At 68.5% G+C, this 16,859-nt stretch carries 18 protein-coding genes; 15 read left to right on the top strand and 3 right to left on the bottom strand.

From position 1 onward, the window contains the following. Positions 1 to 147: 147 nt before the first annotated feature. Positions 148 to 1,065 carry a helix-turn-helix domain-containing protein gene (locus ACWGO6_RS07160; protein WP_136042380.1) on the bottom strand — a complete coding sequence of 306 codons (918 nt, stop codon included), beginning with the start codon at positions 1,063 to 1,065 and terminating at the stop codon, positions 148 to 150. Between the two features lie 122 nt (positions 1,066 to 1,187). Here ACWGO6_RS07160 and ACWGO6_RS07155 point away from each other — a divergent pair, with 122 nt between their 5' ends. Beyond that, positions 1,188 to 1,682, top strand: coding sequence for a DUF3817 domain-containing protein (locus ACWGO6_RS07155; protein WP_452326525.1), 495 nt, complete (start codon positions 1,188 to 1,190; stop codon positions 1,680 to 1,682). 27 nt (positions 1,683 to 1,709) lie between these two features. On the opposite strand, the gene ACWGO6_RS07150 is transcribed toward ACWGO6_RS07155, so the two are convergent. Both ACWGO6_RS07150 and ACWGO6_RS07145 read right to left on the bottom strand, forming a co-directional pair. Further along, entirely contained in the window at positions 1,710 to 2,372 is a 663-nt protein-coding gene (locus ACWGO6_RS07150; protein ID WP_136042382.1) for a hypothetical protein, read from the bottom strand. A 19-nt stretch (positions 2,373 to 2,391) separates the two neighbouring features. After that, positions 2,392 to 3,192: a MerR family transcriptional regulator gene (locus ACWGO6_RS07145; RefSeq protein WP_136042383.1), complete on the bottom strand. Its 801-nt coding sequence runs from the start codon at positions 3,190 to 3,192 to the stop codon at positions 2,392 to 2,394. 97 nt (positions 3,193 to 3,289) lie between these two features. On the opposite strand from ACWGO6_RS07145, the gene ACWGO6_RS07140 reads away from it, so the two are divergent. From ACWGO6_RS07140 to ACWGO6_RS07075, 14 genes are all read left to right on the top strand, one after another. After that, positions 3,290 to 4,039, top strand: coding sequence for a phosphotransferase (locus tag ACWGO6_RS07140; RefSeq protein WP_452326288.1), 750 nt, complete (start codon positions 3,290 to 3,292; stop codon positions 4,037 to 4,039). An 89-nt stretch (positions 4,040 to 4,128) separates the two neighbouring features. Further along, positions 4,129 to 4,920, top strand: a complete 792-nt coding sequence (locus ACWGO6_RS07135; RefSeq protein ID WP_452326287.1) for a DUF222 domain-containing protein — start codon at positions 4,129 to 4,131, stop codon at positions 4,918 to 4,920. A gap of 82 nt (positions 4,921 to 5,002) precedes the next feature. Next, on the top strand, positions 5,003 to 5,452 hold the full coding sequence (locus ACWGO6_RS07130) for an HNH endonuclease signature motif containing protein (RefSeq protein ID WP_452326286.1): 450 nt from the start codon (positions 5,003 to 5,005) through the stop codon (positions 5,450 to 5,452). A gap of 228 nt (positions 5,453 to 5,680) precedes the next feature. Then, positions 5,681 to 7,546: a molecular chaperone DnaK gene (dnaK, locus tag ACWGO6_RS07125; RefSeq protein WP_105711538.1), complete on the top strand. Its 1,866-nt coding sequence runs from the start codon at positions 5,681 to 5,683 to the stop codon at positions 7,544 to 7,546. 2 nt (positions 7,547 to 7,548) lie between these two features. Beyond that, positions 7,549 to 8,205 carry a nucleotide exchange factor GrpE gene (locus ACWGO6_RS07120; RefSeq protein ID WP_452326285.1) on the top strand — a complete coding sequence of 219 codons (657 nt, stop codon included), beginning with the start codon at positions 7,549 to 7,551 and terminating at the stop codon, positions 8,203 to 8,205. 7 nt (positions 8,206 to 8,212) lie between these two features. Then, positions 8,213 to 9,196, top strand: a complete 984-nt coding sequence (locus tag ACWGO6_RS07115; RefSeq protein WP_136042387.1) for a DnaJ C-terminal domain-containing protein — start codon at positions 8,213 to 8,215, stop codon at positions 9,194 to 9,196. A 172-nt stretch (positions 9,197 to 9,368) separates the two neighbouring features. Then, complete coding sequence (locus ACWGO6_RS07110; RefSeq protein ID WP_136042388.1) at positions 9,369 to 9,782, top strand: heat shock protein transcriptional repressor HspR; 414 nt, start codon at positions 9,369 to 9,371, stop codon at positions 9,780 to 9,782. Positions 9,783 to 9,834: 52 nt separating this feature from the next. After that, positions 9,835 to 10,497, top strand: a complete 663-nt coding sequence (locus ACWGO6_RS07105; RefSeq protein ID WP_136042389.1) for a GntR family transcriptional regulator — start codon at positions 9,835 to 9,837, stop codon at positions 10,495 to 10,497. A 109-nt stretch (positions 10,498 to 10,606) separates the two neighbouring features. Beyond that, positions 10,607 to 11,575 (top strand): tripartite tricarboxylate transporter substrate binding protein, encoded by a 969-nt coding sequence (locus ACWGO6_RS07100; RefSeq protein WP_136042390.1) that lies wholly within the window; start codon positions 10,607 to 10,609, stop codon positions 11,573 to 11,575. 62 nt (positions 11,576 to 11,637) lie between these two features. After that, a complete protein-coding gene (locus tag ACWGO6_RS07095) occupies positions 11,638 to 12,192 on the top strand; it encodes a tripartite tricarboxylate transporter TctB family protein (RefSeq protein WP_136042391.1) in 555 nt (184 codons plus the stop codon). Continuing rightward, positions 12,189 to 13,844 carry a tripartite tricarboxylate transporter permease gene (locus tag ACWGO6_RS07090; RefSeq protein ID WP_136042392.1) on the top strand — a complete coding sequence of 552 codons (1,656 nt, stop codon included), beginning with the start codon at positions 12,189 to 12,191 and terminating at the stop codon, positions 13,842 to 13,844. Before ACWGO6_RS07095 ends, ACWGO6_RS07090 begins: the two co-directional genes overlap by 4 nt. Next, positions 13,841 to 14,710 (top strand): dihydrodipicolinate synthase family protein, encoded by an 870-nt coding sequence (locus ACWGO6_RS07085; RefSeq protein ID WP_452326284.1) that lies wholly within the window; start codon positions 13,841 to 13,843, stop codon positions 14,708 to 14,710. Before ACWGO6_RS07090 ends, ACWGO6_RS07085 begins: the two co-directional genes overlap by 4 nt. A 126-nt stretch (positions 14,711 to 14,836) precedes the next feature. Then, positions 14,837 to 15,277: a DoxX family protein gene (locus ACWGO6_RS07080; RefSeq protein ID WP_105711546.1), complete on the top strand. Its 441-nt coding sequence runs from the start codon at positions 14,837 to 14,839 to the stop codon at positions 15,275 to 15,277. A gap of 229 nt (positions 15,278 to 15,506) precedes the next feature. Then, on the top strand, positions 15,507 to 16,799 hold the full coding sequence (locus ACWGO6_RS07075) for an ABC transporter substrate-binding protein (RefSeq protein WP_452326283.1): 1,293 nt from the start codon (positions 15,507 to 15,509) through the stop codon (positions 16,797 to 16,799). Positions 16,800 to 16,859: the final 60 nt, after the last annotated feature.

Raw genomic sequence — 16,859 nt, 5'->3', positions numbered from 1 at the left:
ACAACTTCGGAGATCGAGGGCGACGCGCCGGGGCGGGGGCCGCGACGGCGGCGTGTCTCGCCGTATCTCCGAAGTTGTGACGTGACGTGACGTGACGGGACGGTACGGGCCGGGGCGGACGGGACGGGGCGGACGGGCGCGACGGCGTCAGGCGGAGACGGGGATCCGGTTGGCCATCCGCCACGACGAGGGGGTCAGGCCGGTGCGGCGGCGGAACGCGCGGCTGAACCCCTCATCCGAGGCGTAGCCGAGCTCTCGGGAGATCTCCGACACGCTTCGCCCGGCGTCGAGCATCCGCTTCGCCGCATCCACCCGCACCTCGGTGACGTAGTCCGCGGGGGAGCGGCCGACCGCGTTGCGGAACCGCTCGGCGAAGGTCGACCGCGACATGGCTCCGATGCCCGCGAGGCGCTCGACCGTCCAGTCGCGGCCGGGCTCCTCGTGGATGGCGTCGACGACGCGGTCGAGGAACGGGTCGTTCGACAGAGACGGCCAGCCCGCCGGTGCGCAGCCGTTCGCCGCCCAGGCGCGGATGACCGACAGCAGCACGGTCGTCGCCATCATGCGGCAGATGACCGGGTCGCCCTGACGCGCCGGCTCCACCGTGTGGTCGACGACGCCCATGTTCAGGGCGAGGGCGGCGGCGGCCGGCTCGATGGCGTCGAAGCCGGTGACCGTCAGGAACGGCGGGAGCAGCGCGGGCAGCGGTGACGCCGCATCGGCGAGCACGATCTCGGCGATCATGAGGCTCGTGTCGCCCTGGGCTTCCAGCGCGAACGGCGTGCGGCCGAGCGTGAGGAACGCGTCGCCCGCGACGAGGAGATCGCGGCGGCTGGCCGGGTCGACCGTGAGGCGATGCGACTCCGGGTCGACGTCGAGGCGGCAGCCGTCGCCGAGCGGAGGATGCCCGTGCACACCGCCGTCGACGATGTACACGAGGGTGATGGCGCCGGTCGGGATCGGCAGCAGCGCACCGGGGGCGAGAGTCGTCCGGCGGCCGATGCCGACGCGGAGGTCGACGGCGCCGAGCACCTGCGAGATCGCGTCCGCGTCCACTGTCACCATGCCTTCGGCAACGCCTCCGCACAGCGTGATATTCCGCCAGCGAGCTCTTTCGAAGCGCGAAGCGCCCCGCGTCGTCCCGCCGGTCTCAACCATTCGGTTGATTCGACGGCGACGACCGCCGGATACGGTGGGAGGACCCCCACCCGAGGAGACCCGTCTTCCGCACCCCCGACCGCCTGTTCCGAGTTCTCGCGATCGCGGAGGCGATCACCTGGACGATCCTGATCGCCGCGATCATCGCCCGCGCCGTCGGTGCGCCCGGGGTCGTGGTGACGGTGGGCGGTGGCATCCACGGATTCGTGTTCCTCGCCTACGGGGCGACGGCGATCCTGGTCGCGCTGAACCAGCGGTGGCACCCTGGCGTCGGCGTGCTCGCGGTGGTCAGCGCCGTGGTGCCGTACGCCACGATCCCGATGGAGATCTGGCTGCATCGCACCGGGCGTCTCGATGGTGCCTGGCGGCTGGAGGCCACGGACGACCCGCGGGATCGCCGCTGGTACGACCGGCTGATGCGGTGGTTCCTGCGCCGGCCCTGGGTTCTCGCGGTGCTGCTGGCCGTCGGCATCGTGGCGCTGTACGTCATCCTGCTGCTGGTCGGTCCTCCCGGCGGCAAGTGAATCGCCTCCGAGGGGAGGGCGTGATGCTCAGCGAGCGACGACGATCGCGTTCGCCTCGTTGACGGCATCCATGATCTTCTCCGCGTCGTTGGCGGTGCAGTCCACGATCGTGTAGAGGCCGACTCCGGTCTGCGTGAACGCGCGCGCAGCCATGAGCCAGGAGCGGGAGCCCTCCACGGCGCTGACCTGACGCATCTCGACGCCGCCGGTGCCGCCCGTCATGTAGCTGAACTCGCCGGTGGTCGCGACGGGGGTGATGTCGGCCGTCGGGGTCTCCAGCAGCACGCCGAGGATGGCATCCGACGATGCGCTGTCGTCGCTTTCGACCACCGGGACATCGGTCATGTGTCCCTGCCAGAACCGCACCGTGCAGGTGCCGTCGGCCGTGCCGTACGTCCAGCCGCCGTTGCCGTCGTCGGGCGAGATCGTCTCCCACCGCTCGTCGGCGAGGAATCCGTCGCCCCACTCGATGTACGCGTCGTTCGAGAGTTCGAGGCCTTCGTCGAAGCTCAGCGTCGTTCCTCCGACCGGCGCTTCCGTCTCGCCGGTCTCCGTGCCGGGCGACGGCGCCTCGGAGGGTGACGCGACCGGGATCTGCGAGTACAGGCATCCGCTCAGCGGCAGGATCGCGAGCGTCACGATGGCGGCTGCGGTGCCGATGCGGCGGGTGGCGGAGGCGGTCCACGTCATGCCGGTCAGCCTAGCGACCTCAGCCGCGTCTGACCGGCTGCTGCAGCTCGGTGACCCAGTCCGACTGGTCATCCGACACGGCGCGCACGTAGAGCTCTCGGCACGCCCCGTCGTGCACCAGACCGCGGGCGAAGATCTCGGAGTGGATGCCGTGCCAGCTCTCGGCGATGCGGTCCATCGAACCCAGGTGGATGCCGCACACGGCCTCGTCTGCGGCGGGGAGCTCGACGATCTCGAATCCGTCGTGCGCGGGTCCGGAGTAGGTGTACCCAGCGATGACCTGCACGCCGTCGTCGAGCGTCTCGTACTGGGCGATCGGGGTGGAGAGCGAGTGCTCGTCGCCGATGATCGCGGCGACCGCGTCGAACGACGGGCCGACCACGCCGGCGACCGAGGGCTGGTCGGGGACGACCGTGCGGATCGCGGCGAGGCGGACGGCGGGGAGGGGCTTGTCGACGATCTCGATCCGGGACATATGGTTCTCTTTCTCGATGAGGTGGAGGCGCCGTTCGACGTCGACGAGTCTCCCCGCGGCGACCCGGTGCTCCAGCTCGACCTCTGCGCGGCGGATCCGCAGCAGGGAGGCGATGCGATCGGCGTCGACTCCCCGGTCGAGGATCGACGAGATGTCATCGAGTCCGAAGCCCAGCTGGCGCAGGGCGACGATCCGATGCAGCCGATCCAGTTGTGAGGGGTCGTAGGAGCGGTAGCCGCTGAACTCGTCCACGTGGGCGGGCACGAGCAGGCCAGCCGTGTCCCAGTGCCGCAGCATGCGGTGGGTCACCTGGCCGATCTGCGCGAACGCTCCGATGGACAACATGTCTCTGTTCTCCCGTCTGCCACAGTGTCAGGGTCAAGTATCGCGTTCGGGAAGGTGTGGTCGGATGCTCGTCGAGGCGCTGCGCTAACGTCGACGCGTGGACGAAGAGGTGCTGACAGGGGGGAACGCGAGCGGGACGGTGGTGCGCATCGGCGACACCGTGCGCAAAGCGTGGTCGGATGCGACCCCGAGCGTCAGCCACTTCGTCACGGCGCTGCGGGCGGCGGGAGTCGATGCTCCGGAACCGCGCGGCCGAGACGAGCATGGGCGGCAGGTCGTCGAATTCGTCCCCGGCAGGATCGCGATCGCGGGCGCTCCGCTGTCCGCGGTCGACCTGCGCCGCGTCGGCTCGATGATCCGGCGGATCCATGACGCGAGCGCTCAGTATGTGCCTCCGCAGAACGCCGTGTGGCAGACCGCGATCCCCGCTCCGGCTGCCGAGATCGTGTGCCACAACGATCTCGGCCCCTGGAACCTCGTCATCGGCGACCGATGGGTCTTCATCGACTGGGATGCGTCCGCCCCGAGCACCCGGCTCTGGGATCTCGCTTATGCAGCGCAGGCGTTCACCCTGTCCGACGTCGAGCGCGAAGCGGAGAGCGCGGCCGGCGATCTCGCGGCGATCGTCGACGGTTACGGCGCAAGCCCCGCCCTGCGGCGTGACCTGCCGCAGGCGATGGAGGAGCGGACGGCGGCGATGCTCGCGCTCCTCGAGGGTGCGCGTTCGACGGGGGAGGAGCCGTGGGCGTCGATGCACGCGAGCGGTCACGGCGACCACTGGGCGAGGGCTCTGCGGTACGTCCGGGAACATCGGCGGGTCTGGCTCCGGGAGATCGAACAGGGCTGAGCGCCTCTTTGCCGACCGCATATCGGTATTTCGTTTTCTCGCTCTGATCTGGGCCTTTGAATGTCGGTGGCCCCTGGTTGACTCGGGATATGGCAGCACTGGCAGATGCGACGGTCGAGCAGATGGAGACGCTCGGCGAGCTCACCGACATGCTCGTCGGGTTGGAGCGCACCATCAGCAGTCTGCAGGCCGCGCGCGACGGCGTTCTCGCGGTCGGTTCCCGGCTGGCGCTGCAGGTGGCCGACGAGGCGGCCCATCCCGATTTCGGCGACCTCGCGGCTCGCACGGTCGCGGCCGAGATGGCGGCGGCGCTGCGGGTCAGCGACCGCACGGTGCAGGCGCGGATGACCGACGCGGTGTGGAGAGTGGAGCGCTTCCCGCTGGTGTGGGCCGCCCAGGGAGCCGGCCGGGTCAGCGCCGCGCACGCGCGGGCGATCTGCGATGCGGCAGAGCATCTCGAAGACGCGGGGGATCGAGCGGCCTACTCCGCCGAGATGGTCCCGTTCGCCGAGTCGGAATCCCCGAACCGGGTGTCACGGCACGGGCGGCGGGTCGCGGAGCGGTTCCAGTCGCGATCGGTCGACGAGCGGCACCGGGATGCGCGGGAGAAGCGTTCGGTGTGGGTGAAAGACGTCGGCGATGGGATGTCGCAACTCGGGCTGCTCGGCCCGTCCGCACTCGTTCACGGTGTCTTCGAGCGATTGACGCAGATGGCGCAGGAGGTGAAGAAGTCGGGGTCTCAGGGGTCGGAGTCGGCGCAGGAGGCAGAGTGCGCGCAGGAACAGTCGGAAGGTGATCAGCGCACCACCGCGCACCACCGCGCAGCTCCGCGCCGACCTCGCTCTCGACCTGCTGCTCACCGGTGCACCGGACGGGCATGACACCTCCGACGGGCTCCTCGCCGCGATCCGCGGATCGGTTTCGGTCACCGTTCCGGTCACGACCCTGATGGGACAAGGTTCGATGCCGGCCGAACTCGATGGGCGCACGCCGATCGACGCCGGCACGGCGAAAGCTCTTGCGGGGGCCGCGTCCGGGTGGGATCGGATCCTCACCCACCCGATCACGGGGGTGCTCCTCGCTGTCGATCGCTATCGGCCCGGTTCCGAATTGAAACGGTATCTCCGGGCTCGGGATCAACGCTGCCGATTCCCGACCTGCGGGCACGCGGCACGCGAGTGCGATATCGACCACCATCACGACGCCGCCCGCGGCGGCCCGACCACCTCGAGAAACCTGGGCCATCTGTGTCGCCGCCACCACGTGCTCAAACACCATTCCCCGTGGGTCGTCGAGGCGCTCGGCGACGGTACCTACGCGTGGACGAGCCCGACGGGCAGGGTCTACATCGATCGACCGCAACCCCAGAACGCCGTCACGTTCGTCGAGGAACATTCCCCGGCGCCCTTCTGATCCACAGCTCGGAGCGCAGGTTCCGATCAGGCGCAGAAGGCTCCCGAGCCCGCGTTCCGCAAACTTGAGTCGACTCGTATCAAGTTGATTTGACACGGTCAAGGCGCAGGCGTACAGTTGAGCCATCGCGACTCAGGTTTCCCTGATCGCCGCGGATTTCCGCACCACAGCGGAGATCCACCACAACGAACTTCCCAACCAAAGAACTTCCAACAAAGGAGAGAACACATGGCACGTGCTGTCGGTATCGACCTCGGAACCACCAACTCCGTCGTCAGCGTCCTCGAGGGCGGCGAGCCCAAGGTCATCGCCAACGCCGAGGGCTTCCGCACGACCCCCTCGGTCGTGGCCTTCACCAAAGACGGGGAGGTGCTCGTCGGTGAGACCGCGAAGCGCCAGGCCGTCACCAACGTCGACCGGACGATCGCCTCCGTCAAGCGCCACATGGGCACCGACTGGAGCTTCGACGTCGACGGCAAGAAGTGGACGCCGCAGGAGATCTCCGCGCGCATCCTCATGAAGCTCAAGCGCGACGCCGAGTCGTACCTGGGCGACACGGTGACCGACGCGGTCATCACCGTCCCCGCGTACTTCAACGACGCCGAGCGTCAGGCCACCAAGGAGGCCGGCGAGATCTCGGGCCTCAACGTCCTGCGCATCATCAACGAGCCCACCGCGGCCGCTCTGGCCTACGGCCTCGACAAGGGCAAGGAAGACGAGCTCATCCTGGTCTTCGACCTGGGTGGCGGAACGTTCGACGTGTCGCTGCTCGAGGTGGGCAAGGACGACGACTTCTCCACGATCCAGGTGCGCTCGACCGCCGGTGACAACCGCCTCGGTGGAGACGACTGGGACCAGCGTCTCGTCGACTACCTGATCAAGCAGTTCAAGGAGACCACGGGCGTCGACGTCTCGGGCGACAAGATCGCCCTGCAGCGTCTCAAGGAAGCTGCCGAGCAGGCGAAGAAGGAGCTCTCCTCCTCGACCTCGACCAGCATCAACCTGCCGTACCTGTCGCTGACCGAGTCGGGCCCGGTGTCGCTTTCCGAGACCATCACCCGCGCGAAGTTCGAGGACCTCACGAAGGACCTGCTCGACCGCACCAAGAAGCCGTTCGAGGACGTCATCCGCGAAGCCGGCATCAAGGTGTCCGAGATCGACCACATCGTGCTCGTCGGTGGATCGACGCGTATGCCCGCGGTCGCCGAGCTCGTCAAGCGCGAGACCGGCAAGGACGCGAACAAGGGCGTCAACCCGGACGAGGTCGTCGCCGTCGGAGCCGCGCTCCAGGCCGGTGTCCTCAAGGGTGAGCGCAAGGACGTCCTCCTCATCGACGTCACCCCGCTGAGTCTCGGCATCGAGACCAAGGGCGGCATGATGACCAAGCTCATCGAGCGCAACACGGCCATCCCGACCAAGCGCAGCGAGACCTTCACCACGGCAGACGACAACCAGCCGTCCGTCGCGATCCAGGTCTTCCAGGGCGAGCGTGACTTCACGCGCGACAACAAGCCGCTCGGCACGTTCGAGCTGACGGGTATCGCTCCGGCTCCCCGTGGCATCCCGCAGATCGAGGTCACCTTCGACATCGACGCCAACGGCATCGTGCACGTGTCTGCCAAGGACAAGGGCACCGGCACCGAGAAGTCGATCGTCATCTCCGGCGGCTCCTCGCTGTCGAAGGAAGACATCGAGCGCATGGTCCGCGAGGCCGAGGAGCACGCGGCCGAGGACAAGGCTCGCCGCGAGGCCGCCGAGGTCCGCAACCAGGCCGAGACTCTCGCGTACTCGATCGACAAGCTGATCACCGAGAACGACGACAAGCTGCCCGAAGACGTGAAGACCGAGGTCAAGGCCGATGTCGACGCGCTCAAGACGGCGCTGGCCGGCGAAGACGACGAGGCCGTGAAGACCGCGTTCGACAAGCTCAACCAGTCCCAGTCCAAGCTCGGCGAGGCCATCTACGCCTCCTCGCAGGCGGATGCCGCAGCCGGCGCTTCGGCTGAGGGCGAGGCTCCGGCCGGTGACGCTCCCTCCTCCGAGGAAGACGTCATCGACGCCGAGGTCGTCGACGACGAGGACGAGAAGAAGTAATCATGACGGACAAGAACTTCGACGAGAACCAGAATCCTGAGTCCGCCGAAGGTCGCAGCGAGGGGTCGGATGCTCAGGCATCCGGCCCCGCGCCGCACCACCCGGACTCCCGTGAAGCGGCCGCCGCCGAGGGGTCGGACGAGACCCCGATCGACGGCGCCGACGACGACCTCACGGTCGACGACATCCTCGGAGCGACCCAGACCGGCGAGGCCGCGGCGGAAGACGCTGTGCTCGCCGACCTCGAGTCGACCCTGCTGAACGACCTCAAGCGCCTCCAGGCCGAGTACGCCAACTACCGTCGCCGCACCGAGGAGCAGCGTCAGGTCGAGATCGAACGTGCGAAGGGCGAGGCCGCCAAGGGCCTGGTCCCCGTGCTCGACGACCTCGACCGCGCCGCTCAGCACGGCGATCTCGTCGACGGCACCCCGTTCGCCGTGATCGCCGACAAGGTGCGCACGGTCGTGGAGCGTCTCGGAGTGGTCGCGTACGGCGAGAAGGGCGAGGAATTCGACCCGCAGCGCCACGAGGCCATCTTCCAGCAGCCGACCCCCGGTGCCGAGAAGACCACGATCCTCGAGGTCGTCGAGGTGGGCTACCGCCTCGGAGACGTCGAGCTGCGCCCCGCGAAGGTCGTCGTCGCTGTCCCTGCGGAGTAGGTGATTGATGGCCAGCCAGGATTGGTTCGACAAGGACTTCTACAAGACCCTCGGGGTCTCCAAGGACGTCAGCGATGCGGATCTGAAGAAGACGTATCGCAAGCTCGCGCGGAAGTACCACCCGGACTCCAATCAGGGTGATGCCAAAGCGGAGGCCAAGTTCAAGGAGATCAGCGAGGCCTACTCCGTGCTCTCCGACGCCGAACAGCGCAAGGAATACGACGAGATCCGCGCCATGGGCTCCGGCGCTCGCTTCACCGCGAGCGGTCAGGGCGCCGGCGGCTTCGAAGACGTGTTCAGCCGGTTCGGCCAGCAGGGCCGAGGGCAGACTGCCGACTTCGAAGACATCTTCGCGATGTTCAACCAGGGGCAGGGCGCGAGCTTCGGCAACGGCCGCTTCGGACAGACGAGCGGCGGATACCGCGGCTTCGGCGGTCCGCAGCGCGGCGCCGACGTCACGGCGCGCACCACGCTCGACTTCGTCACCGCCGTGCAGGGCGAGACCATCTCCCTGCAGGGCGAAGACGGCAAGCCGTTCAAGGTGAAGATCCCCGCGGGCGTCGCCGACGGGCAGAAGATCCGTCTGCGCGGCCGCGGTCGTCCCTCGCCCGACGGCGGAGAGAGCGGAGACATCGTGGTGCAGATCGCGGTGCGCCCGCATCCGGTCTTCACGCGCGACGGTCTGAACCTGCGGGTCGTCGTCCCGGTGACCTTCACCGAGGCGACTCTCGGCGCGACGATCGAGGTCCCGACGCTCAGCGGCGACGTGGTCAAGCTCCGCGTCGCACCCGGCACCCCCTCCGGGCGGGTGCTGCGCGTCAAGGGACGCGGAGTCACGACCTCCAAGGGCACCGGCGATCTGCTCGCCGAGCTCCAGGTCGCGGTGCCGACGCACCTCGACGACGCCGCACGCGAGGCGCTGAAGAAGTTCCAAGAGCTCGAGCCCGAGGAGAACCCGCGGGCCGAGCTCATGGCGAAGGCACGGCGATGACGAGCCGGACTCTCGCCGACGCAGGCGTTCGCGCCGGATCAGGCCGTTCTGTGAAGAACTCGCCTGATCTGGCGCGTCTGCCTGTTCCGGCGCGTCTGCCTGCGTGGGCGCTTCTGCCTGCGTGGGCGCTTCTGCCTGCGTGCGATTCCGGGGGAGGAGAGAGGTTCCTGTGATGAACGCTGACACCCCGGTGTTCGCGATCGCGGCCGCCGCCGAGCTGTCCGGCCTCCACCCGCAGACGCTGCGGCAGTACGACCGCATCGGTCTGGTCGTGCCCGGACGCACCCAAGGCGGATCCCGCCGCTACTCGCCCCGCAACATCGAGCAGCTGCGCGAGGTCGCCCAGCTCTCCTCCGAAGGCGTGAGCCTTCCCGCGATCGCGCGCCTGCTCGACCTCGAAGACGAGAACCGGGCGCTTCGCAGCCGCATCGCGGTGCTCGAGGGTGCACTGCGCGCCGAACGCGAGAATCGTCCCGGCGTGCGCGTGTTCGCCGCCGGTTCCTCGGGAGTGGTACCGATGCCGACCGGTCGTCGCCTGCGTCGCTCGACCGAGGTCGTGCTCTGGGATCCGCGCGGGAGCGCCTAGGCGCCCCGTCCTTCGTGGTGTGTATCCTGTCAACAGTTAACAGGAGGTCACCATGACGCAGTCCGTGAAGCGTGGAGAATCCCTCGGCGCGCAGGTGGCCCGAGTCCTGCGGCAGCGCATCGTGCGCGGCGAACTCGCCCCCGGCGCACGCATCACCGAAGAGGCGTTGGCCGAGGAGTTCTCGGTCAGCCGCGGACCCGTGCGCGACGCGCTGACCCAACTGAGCTTCGAGAAGCTCGTCGAGGTGCAGCGCCCCCGCGGCGTCTACATCGTCGGGCTCACCCATGACGACGTCGATCAGCTCTACAGCCTGCGCGGTGCCCTCGAGCAGCTCGCGCTCTCCCGGGCGATGCGCGTCGAGGACGACTCCCGCTGGACCGCGATGGCGGCGGCCGTCGGGCGCATGGGAGAGGCGGCGGATGCCGGCGATCACGCGGCCTTCGTCGTCGCCGACCTCGAGTTCCACTCGCAGATCTACGCTCTCGCCGATCACCCCCGCCTCGAGGGTGCGTGGAACCAGTACCTCCCGACGTTCACCGCTCTGCTCGAGGTCACGATCAACCACGACGAAGACCTGCACGAGTCATCCGGCGACCACGTCAAGCTCATGGATGTGATGCGCAGCGGGAAGCCCGCGCAGGCGGCGAAGGTGCTGTCGGAGCACCTGGACGGCGCCCGCGAACGCATGCTCGCCGAGCTCGCCGCCCGCGCCTGAGTGGGCGCATCCGCTGGCCGAAGAGGTCGCATGAGTGTTGACTGTTAACAGTCAACACTGCTAGCCTCAGGGAGTCGACAACAAGGTCGACCCACGTAGAGGAGCAAAGATGCCCCGCAAGCGCATCACCCGGGCGGCCGCCGCGATCGCCGCCCTCGCAGCCACCGCTCTCATCGTCTCGGCCTGCACCAAGGTCGAAGAGGGCGAAGAGGCCGGATCGGCCTTCCCCGAGAACGACCTCCGACTCATCATCCAGGCCAACCCCGGCGGAGGCTCCGACCTCTCGTCGCGTGCGCTCGCCACGGAGCTCGAGAAGATCCTCGACGTCAGCGTCATCCCGGAGAACATGCCGGGTGCCGCCGGCGCCCTCGCGATGGAGTACGTGGGCGCACAGGATCCCGACGGCTACGTCATCGGATTCGCCCCCGTCGAGATCGCGATGCTGAACACCACGCAGGGTGCCGACGTCCTGCCCGAGAACTTCGACCTGCTCGGCCAGATCATGCTGGCCCCCGGAGTCGTCACGGTCGGCGCGAACAGCGGCATCGAGACACTGGAAGACCTCGTCACCCAGGCGAAGGCCGGCGCCGTCACCGTCGCCAACTCCGGCGCCGGCTCCATCTGGGAGGCCGCGACCGTCGGACTCGGCAGCGCGACCGACGCCGATTTCACCCCGGTCCCGTACGACGGCGGAGCGACAGCCGTCGCGGCGGCCGCATCCGGTGAGACCGTCGCCGCCGTCTCCGGACTCGGCGAGGCACTGGCCCAGGGCGAATCCGTGCGCATCCTCGCCGTCATGAACGACGTGCGCCACCCCGACGCGGAAGACGTCGAGACGGTCGAAGAGGCCATCGGCGAGAACGTCGTCTTCGGCGGCTGGGGCGGCATCTACGCACCCAAGGGCCTGCCGGATGACGTGAAGTCCACGCTCGAGGCCGCGGTCAAGGAGGCCGTCGAGTCCGACAGCTACCAGAAGTTCCAGGCCGACGCCGGGAACCTCGTCGTGTACCGCGACTCCGCCGAGTGGACGACGTTCGTCGACGAGCAGTTCGACCTGTTCAAGGACCTCCTGGGCTGAGAACACTGCGGGGCCGGTGCAGATCGGCCCCGCAGCTGTCTCTCGTCGACGAAAGAAGGAGCATGATGTCCACCCCCGACGCCGTTGCGGAACCGGCGGGCCACGACGAGCCTGCCGGCGAATACCAGGGCGCGCCCGCCTCCCGGCGCCTCGAGATCGTGTTCGCCGTCGTCTCCCTCGCCTTCACCTCCGGCTACCTCTTCCTCTCGACGCAGATCCCGCTGCGCCGCGAAGCCGCCGCCGGGCAGATCGACGCCCGTTTCTGGCCCCTCGTCATCGGGGTCACCGGAGTGGTCATCGCCATCGCGCTGCTCGCCGTCGCGATCACCCGCCCGGCCCCCACCCGCGAAGACCTCGAGCGCATCCAGCCCGGCGGCTACCTGCGCGTCATCGCCACCCTCGCGATCACCGGCGCCTTCATCGCGCTCTGGTCGCTGGGCTCGGTCGTCCTGTTCGGCTACCGCGTCGAGGTGTTCCCCGTCGCCGCAGCCCTGCTGATGGCCGCCCTCATGCTCCTCTACGGCCACCGCCGCTGGTTGAGCCTGATCATCTACTCCGCCTCCGTCACGGCGTTCGTCTACGTCGTGTTCGGGATGCTCCTGAGGATCCCCCTGTGAACGCGCTCATGGAGGGGCTGAACTCGCTCCTCGACATTTCGATCCTGCTCTACATGCTCGTCGGCCTCGTGCTCGGCTTCATGGTCGGAGCCTTCCCCGGCATCACCGCGACCATGGCCGTCGCGCTCGCCGCCGGATTCACGATGACACTCGAGCCGGTGCAGGGCCTCGCCGTGCTGCTGACCATCTACGTCGCCGCGAACTTCGGCGACCGGGTACCGTCGATCCTCATCAACACTCCGGGCACTCCGGCATCCATCGCCACGACGCTCGACGGCTATCCGATGGCGAAACAGGGGAGGGCGGGTCTCGCCCTGACCATCTCGGCGATCGTCTCGGCGGTCGGCATCCTCGCCTCGCTCGTGCTGTTCTCGGTCGCGGCGGTGCCCATCGCCAGCTTCGCCCGCGACTACTTCAAGTCGCCGGAGCTGTTCGCACTCGTCGTCTTCGGCATCGCGATCATGATCGGCATCTCGTCGAAGTCGATGCTCAAGGGCATCCTCGCCGGACTCTTCGGCCTCATGCTCGGCAGTGTCGGCACCTACGCCGCGACCGCCGACCAGCGCTTCACCTTCGGGGTGCTCGAACTCGTCGAGGGCGTGAACTTCATCGCCGTCATCATCGGCCTCTTCGGCATCGCCGAGCTGTTCGACCAGCTGCTCACGCACCGCAAGTCCGCCGTGCGTCCGATCTCGAGCCTCGGCCGCTGGTGGCCGAACCGCGCCGAACTGAAGCAGAGCGGTCGCGCGACCGCGGTCGGCGGCGCCGTCGGACTCGGCGTTGGCCTCATCCCCGCGGCGGGCGGCGACATCGCCGGACTCATCGGCTGGGAGAGGGCGCGCAAGGCCTCCAAGCACCCGGAGATGTTCGGCAAGGGGTCCATCGAGGGCGTCGCCGCCAGCGACACCGCCTCCAGCGCCACGCTCGGCGGCTCGCTCACCACCACCATGGCCCTCGGCATCCCCGGCGACTCGGTGATGGCCGTGATGATCGGCTCCATGATCATCTGGGGCATCACCCCCGGGCCGACGCTGTTCACGAACCGTCCCGACCTCGTGGTCTCGATCGTGGGCATCATGCTCATCGCGACGATCCTCTCGCTGGGCCTGAGCCTGGTGCGCATGAAGGGAATGGTGAAGCTCCTCGACGTGCCGCAGCCGTACCTGTGGAGTGGCATCCTGATCTTCTGCATCATCGGCACCTATGCCACCTCGAACAGCCTCTCGACCGTCGTCACCATGCTCGTGTTCGGCGTGATCGGCGTGCTGCTCAAGCGCATGCAGGTGCCCGCCGGTCCGATCGTGCTGGGCCTGCTCCTCGGACCACTCGCCGAGGAGAACCTCGCCCGCACACTCGCGATCCTCCCCACGCGGCCGTTCTTCGAGGTCGTGAGCCCGATCGCGATCGTGCTGCTCGCGCTGGCCGTGCTCTCGATCGTGATGCCGGCGATCCGTGCCGCCCGCAGGCCCCGCGCCGAGCGCGCGGCACTCGCGGACTCGATCCTGCACGACGACAGCATCCAGCAGATCGAGAAGGCGCACGACGAGCTCGCCGCTCAGCCCGACCTCCTCACCTCCACCGTCCGCAACGTCGACGTCCCCGCGCGCCGCGCCCGCAAGTCCCGCAAGAACTCCGAGGAGACCGAGAAGTGACCCGCTACGACATCCTGACCGCCGTCCCGACCGCGTTCCGCCGCGACGGCAGCCTCGACCTCGAGGGGTCACGCGCGATCTTCCGCTTCGTCGGCCAATCGGGCAACGAGGGCGCCTTCATCCTCGGCACGACAGGGGAGTTCCCGGCCGTCGACGTCACCGAGTTCACGGCCCTCGTCGCCGCCGCCGTCGAGGAGTTGCACGACCGGATGCGCGTCATCGTGCACGTCGGCCAGCCCAGCACCTTCGAGGCGGTGCGGCTCGTCGATATCGCCAAGGGCCTCGGCGCGACCGAGTTCGCCGCGCTCACGCCGTACTACCTGAAGTCGACCGAGGACGCGATCTTCGACTACTTCCAGGCGGTCTCGGATGCCGTCGGCGACGGGCGCCTGTACGTCTACATCTACCCGGCCCGCAGCGGCAACACCGTCTCGCCCGAACTGCTGGTGCGGCTCGCGGAGCGGCCCAACATCGTCGGAGCCAAGCTCAGCGAGCTGTCCCTCGACGAGATCGCGGCGTACCGCGCGGTCGTCCCCGCCGACTTCGAGCTGTACACCGGCGCCGACCGCGACCTCATCGCCGCCGTCGACGCGGGTGCGCAGGGCGTCGTGTCCGGGGTCTCGTCCGTCACCCCGAAGCCTTTCCGCGCTCTGGCGGACGCCGGACGATCGGGTGATGCCACGGCGATCGCGGCCGCCCAGTCCGCGGTCGACGACGTGGTCTCCCTGATCGGCGGGGACATGGCGCGCATGAAAGAGGCGTACCGCGTGCTCGACGTCGTCGACGCCTACTGCCGCATGGCCATCGCCGAGCCGAGCGATGCCGAGCGCACCGCCGTCGCCGAGGTGGTCGCCGCGCACCGCTGATCGCGTGCCGCCCGGAAGGGGCGCGATCACAGGAGATGGAAAAGTGCGCTTCCTAGCGTGGAAGCAGGGAACGACCCTGCTCCGCGCCTGGCGCGCGGGTGTCCTGCCACGAAGGAAGAACTCCTCATGACGAACACCAAAGCCTCCTCCGCCGCACCCTCGCTGGGACTCCTCGTCCTGCGCGTGGTCGTCGGTGCGATCTTCGCCGCGCACGGCGCGCAGAAGATCTTCGAGTTCACGCTGCCCGGAACGATCGGCAGCTTCGCCGGCATGGGGATCCCCCTCCCCGAGATCGCGGCGCCGGTCGTCGCCTTCGTCGAGCTCGTGGGCGGTCTCCTGCTGATGCTCGGGCTCTTCACGCGCCCCGTCGGCATCCTGCTCGCGGTCGACATGATCGTCGCGCTCGTCGCCGTGCACCTTCCCGCCGGTCTCTGGGTCGGAGAGGGCGGATACGAGTTCGTCGCCGTCCTCGGCGCGGCAGCGCTGGCCCTCGCGTTCACCGGTGCCGGGCGGTTCTCGGTCGACGGTGCGTTCCTGCGCGGACGAGCACCGGCCTGGCTCGCCTGACCGGAGAGCAGTGACACGGATGCCGCGGGGGTGACCCCCGCGGCATCCCTCGTCTGCGGGGGATGCGCGGCGTTCTGGTGAACGGATGAGACGCGATAAGGTTGCGTAACCATTTCATTCTTGACACCGCTGTGAATGCGGAGTTATGGTGATGAAACCGATTTCACGCAGACCCGGCGAGAACTCGGATGCACCGTCGCATAGAACTTGCTGCCCAAAGGAGTGAACAGTGAAGTCGAACCACGCACACCCGTCCCGCCGCGCACGCGCGCTGCGGATCACCGGCCTCGTCGCCGTCGCGACCATCGCCCTGGCCGGCTGCGCCGCCGGCGACGACTCAGCGGATGCCGGGAGCGCCGGGGGAGAGCTCACGTTCTCCAACTGGCAGTTCCTCGAAGACGGCAAGGGCCCGATCATCTGGGACGCCGTCAAGGGCTACACCGGGCCGGACGACAACGTCGAGCTCACCAAGGTCGAGATCCCGTTCGCGAACTACGCCGACAAGCTCAGCACCGAGCTAGGTGCCGGCGGCGGCCCCGACGTCATGGTGCTGCAGGACAGCCAGTTCGCCTCGCTCGTCGACGCCGGCGTGCTCGAGCCGCTCGACGACATCGCCGACGAGCTCGGCGACTCCCTGAACAACACGAACGAGGCCGGAGTCTTCGACGGCGGGCAGTACGGCTTCAACTGGGAGCGTCCGACCTACAGCACCGTCATCTACAACAAGGACATCTTCGCCGAGCTGGGGCTGGAGGTTCCGACGACGTTCGACGAGTTCCTCACCACGGCGAAGACGATCAAGGATGAGCTGGGGATCGCCGGCTGGGCCGGCCGTCACCAGACCGCCGAGATCGACGGCTGGACGCTGGAGATGGCCAACTGGATCTACGGATTCGGCGGCGAACTCAGCGACGGGAAGAAGCTGACCATCGACAAGGCCGAGAACGTCGAGGCCGTCGAGGCGTTCCTCGAGACGTTCGCCTCGGGCGTCGCCCCCATCGGCGACGACGCGTCGACCTTCCGCGCGAAGTTCGGCCAGGGGCAGGTCGGAATGCTGTTCGAGAACTCCGGCGTCGCGACGACCATCACGAGTAACCCGGACAACGCCGTCAACGGCCAGAACATGGGCGCGGCTCCGCTGCCCCTCGCGAACCCCGGCTCGAACTCGCAGCTGATCATCGCCGTCAACGCGAACAGCGACAACAAGGAGGCCGCCAAGGACTTCGTGCGCTGGGTGCTCGGCGAAGAGGGCCAGACCGCCATCCGCGCGGGCCTCGGCGCCTCGGCCATGGCCACCGACGTCGAGCCGGACGCCGCCTTCCTGGAGGCGAACCCGTGGGCGACGCAGTTCCTCGAAGCCGCCAAGACCTCGAAGTCGACCCTCGTCGAGGGCTTCGAGACCGAGAGCAAGGTCGTCTGGCGTGAGGTCCTCACCGCGGTCGAAGACCTGCGGGTCAACGGCGGCGACGTGAAGTCGAAGCTCGCCGAGGTGCAGGAGAGCCTCGAAGCCGAGCTCGGCTGAGCACTCCGAGGGGCGGGCTTCACCCCCGTCGCCCGCCCCTCGGTCATCCCTGCGACACGC

The organism is Microbacterium sp. NPDC055665, assembly GCF_053618035.1.
This window is presented reverse-complemented; position numbering and strand designations above follow the sequence as displayed.

Excerpts from the sequence above, each read along its gene's own strand:
- ACWGO6_RS07160 (WP_136042380.1), bottom strand. The coding sequence starts at position 1,065 with ATGGTGACAGTGGACGCGGACGCGATCTCGCAGGTGCTCGGCGCCGTC.
- ACWGO6_RS07150 (WP_136042382.1), bottom strand. The coding sequence starts at position 2,372 with ATGACGTGGACCGCCTCCGCCACCCGCCGCATCGGCACCGCAGCCGCC.
- ACWGO6_RS07145 (WP_136042383.1), bottom strand. The coding sequence starts at position 3,192 with ATGTTGTCCATCGGAGCGTTCGCGCAGATCGGCCAGGTGACCCACCGC.
- ACWGO6_RS07135 (WP_452326287.1), top strand. The coding sequence starts at position 4,129 with ATGGCAGCACTGGCAGATGCGACGGTCGAGCAGATGGAGACGCTCGGC.
- ACWGO6_RS07130 (WP_452326286.1), top strand. The coding sequence starts at position 5,003 with ATGCCGGCCGAACTCGATGGGCGCACGCCGATCGACGCCGGCACGGCG.
- dnaK (WP_105711538.1), top strand. The coding sequence starts at position 5,681 with ATGGCACGTGCTGTCGGTATCGACCTCGGAACCACCAACTCCGTCGTC.
- ACWGO6_RS07120 (WP_452326285.1), top strand. The coding sequence starts at position 7,549 with ATGACGGACAAGAACTTCGACGAGAACCAGAATCCTGAGTCCGCCGAA.
- ACWGO6_RS07115 (WP_136042387.1), top strand. The coding sequence starts at position 8,213 with ATGGCCAGCCAGGATTGGTTCGACAAGGACTTCTACAAGACCCTCGGG.
- ACWGO6_RS07110 (WP_136042388.1), top strand. The coding sequence starts at position 9,369 with ATGAACGCTGACACCCCGGTGTTCGCGATCGCGGCCGCCGCCGAGCTG.
- ACWGO6_RS07105 (WP_136042389.1), top strand. The coding sequence starts at position 9,835 with ATGACGCAGTCCGTGAAGCGTGGAGAATCCCTCGGCGCGCAGGTGGCC.
- ACWGO6_RS07100 (WP_136042390.1), top strand. The coding sequence starts at position 10,607 with ATGCCCCGCAAGCGCATCACCCGGGCGGCCGCCGCGATCGCCGCCCTC.
- ACWGO6_RS07095 (WP_136042391.1), top strand. The coding sequence starts at position 11,638 with ATGATGTCCACCCCCGACGCCGTTGCGGAACCGGCGGGCCACGACGAG.
- ACWGO6_RS07080 (WP_105711546.1), top strand. The coding sequence starts at position 14,837 with ATGACGAACACCAAAGCCTCCTCCGCCGCACCCTCGCTGGGACTCCTC.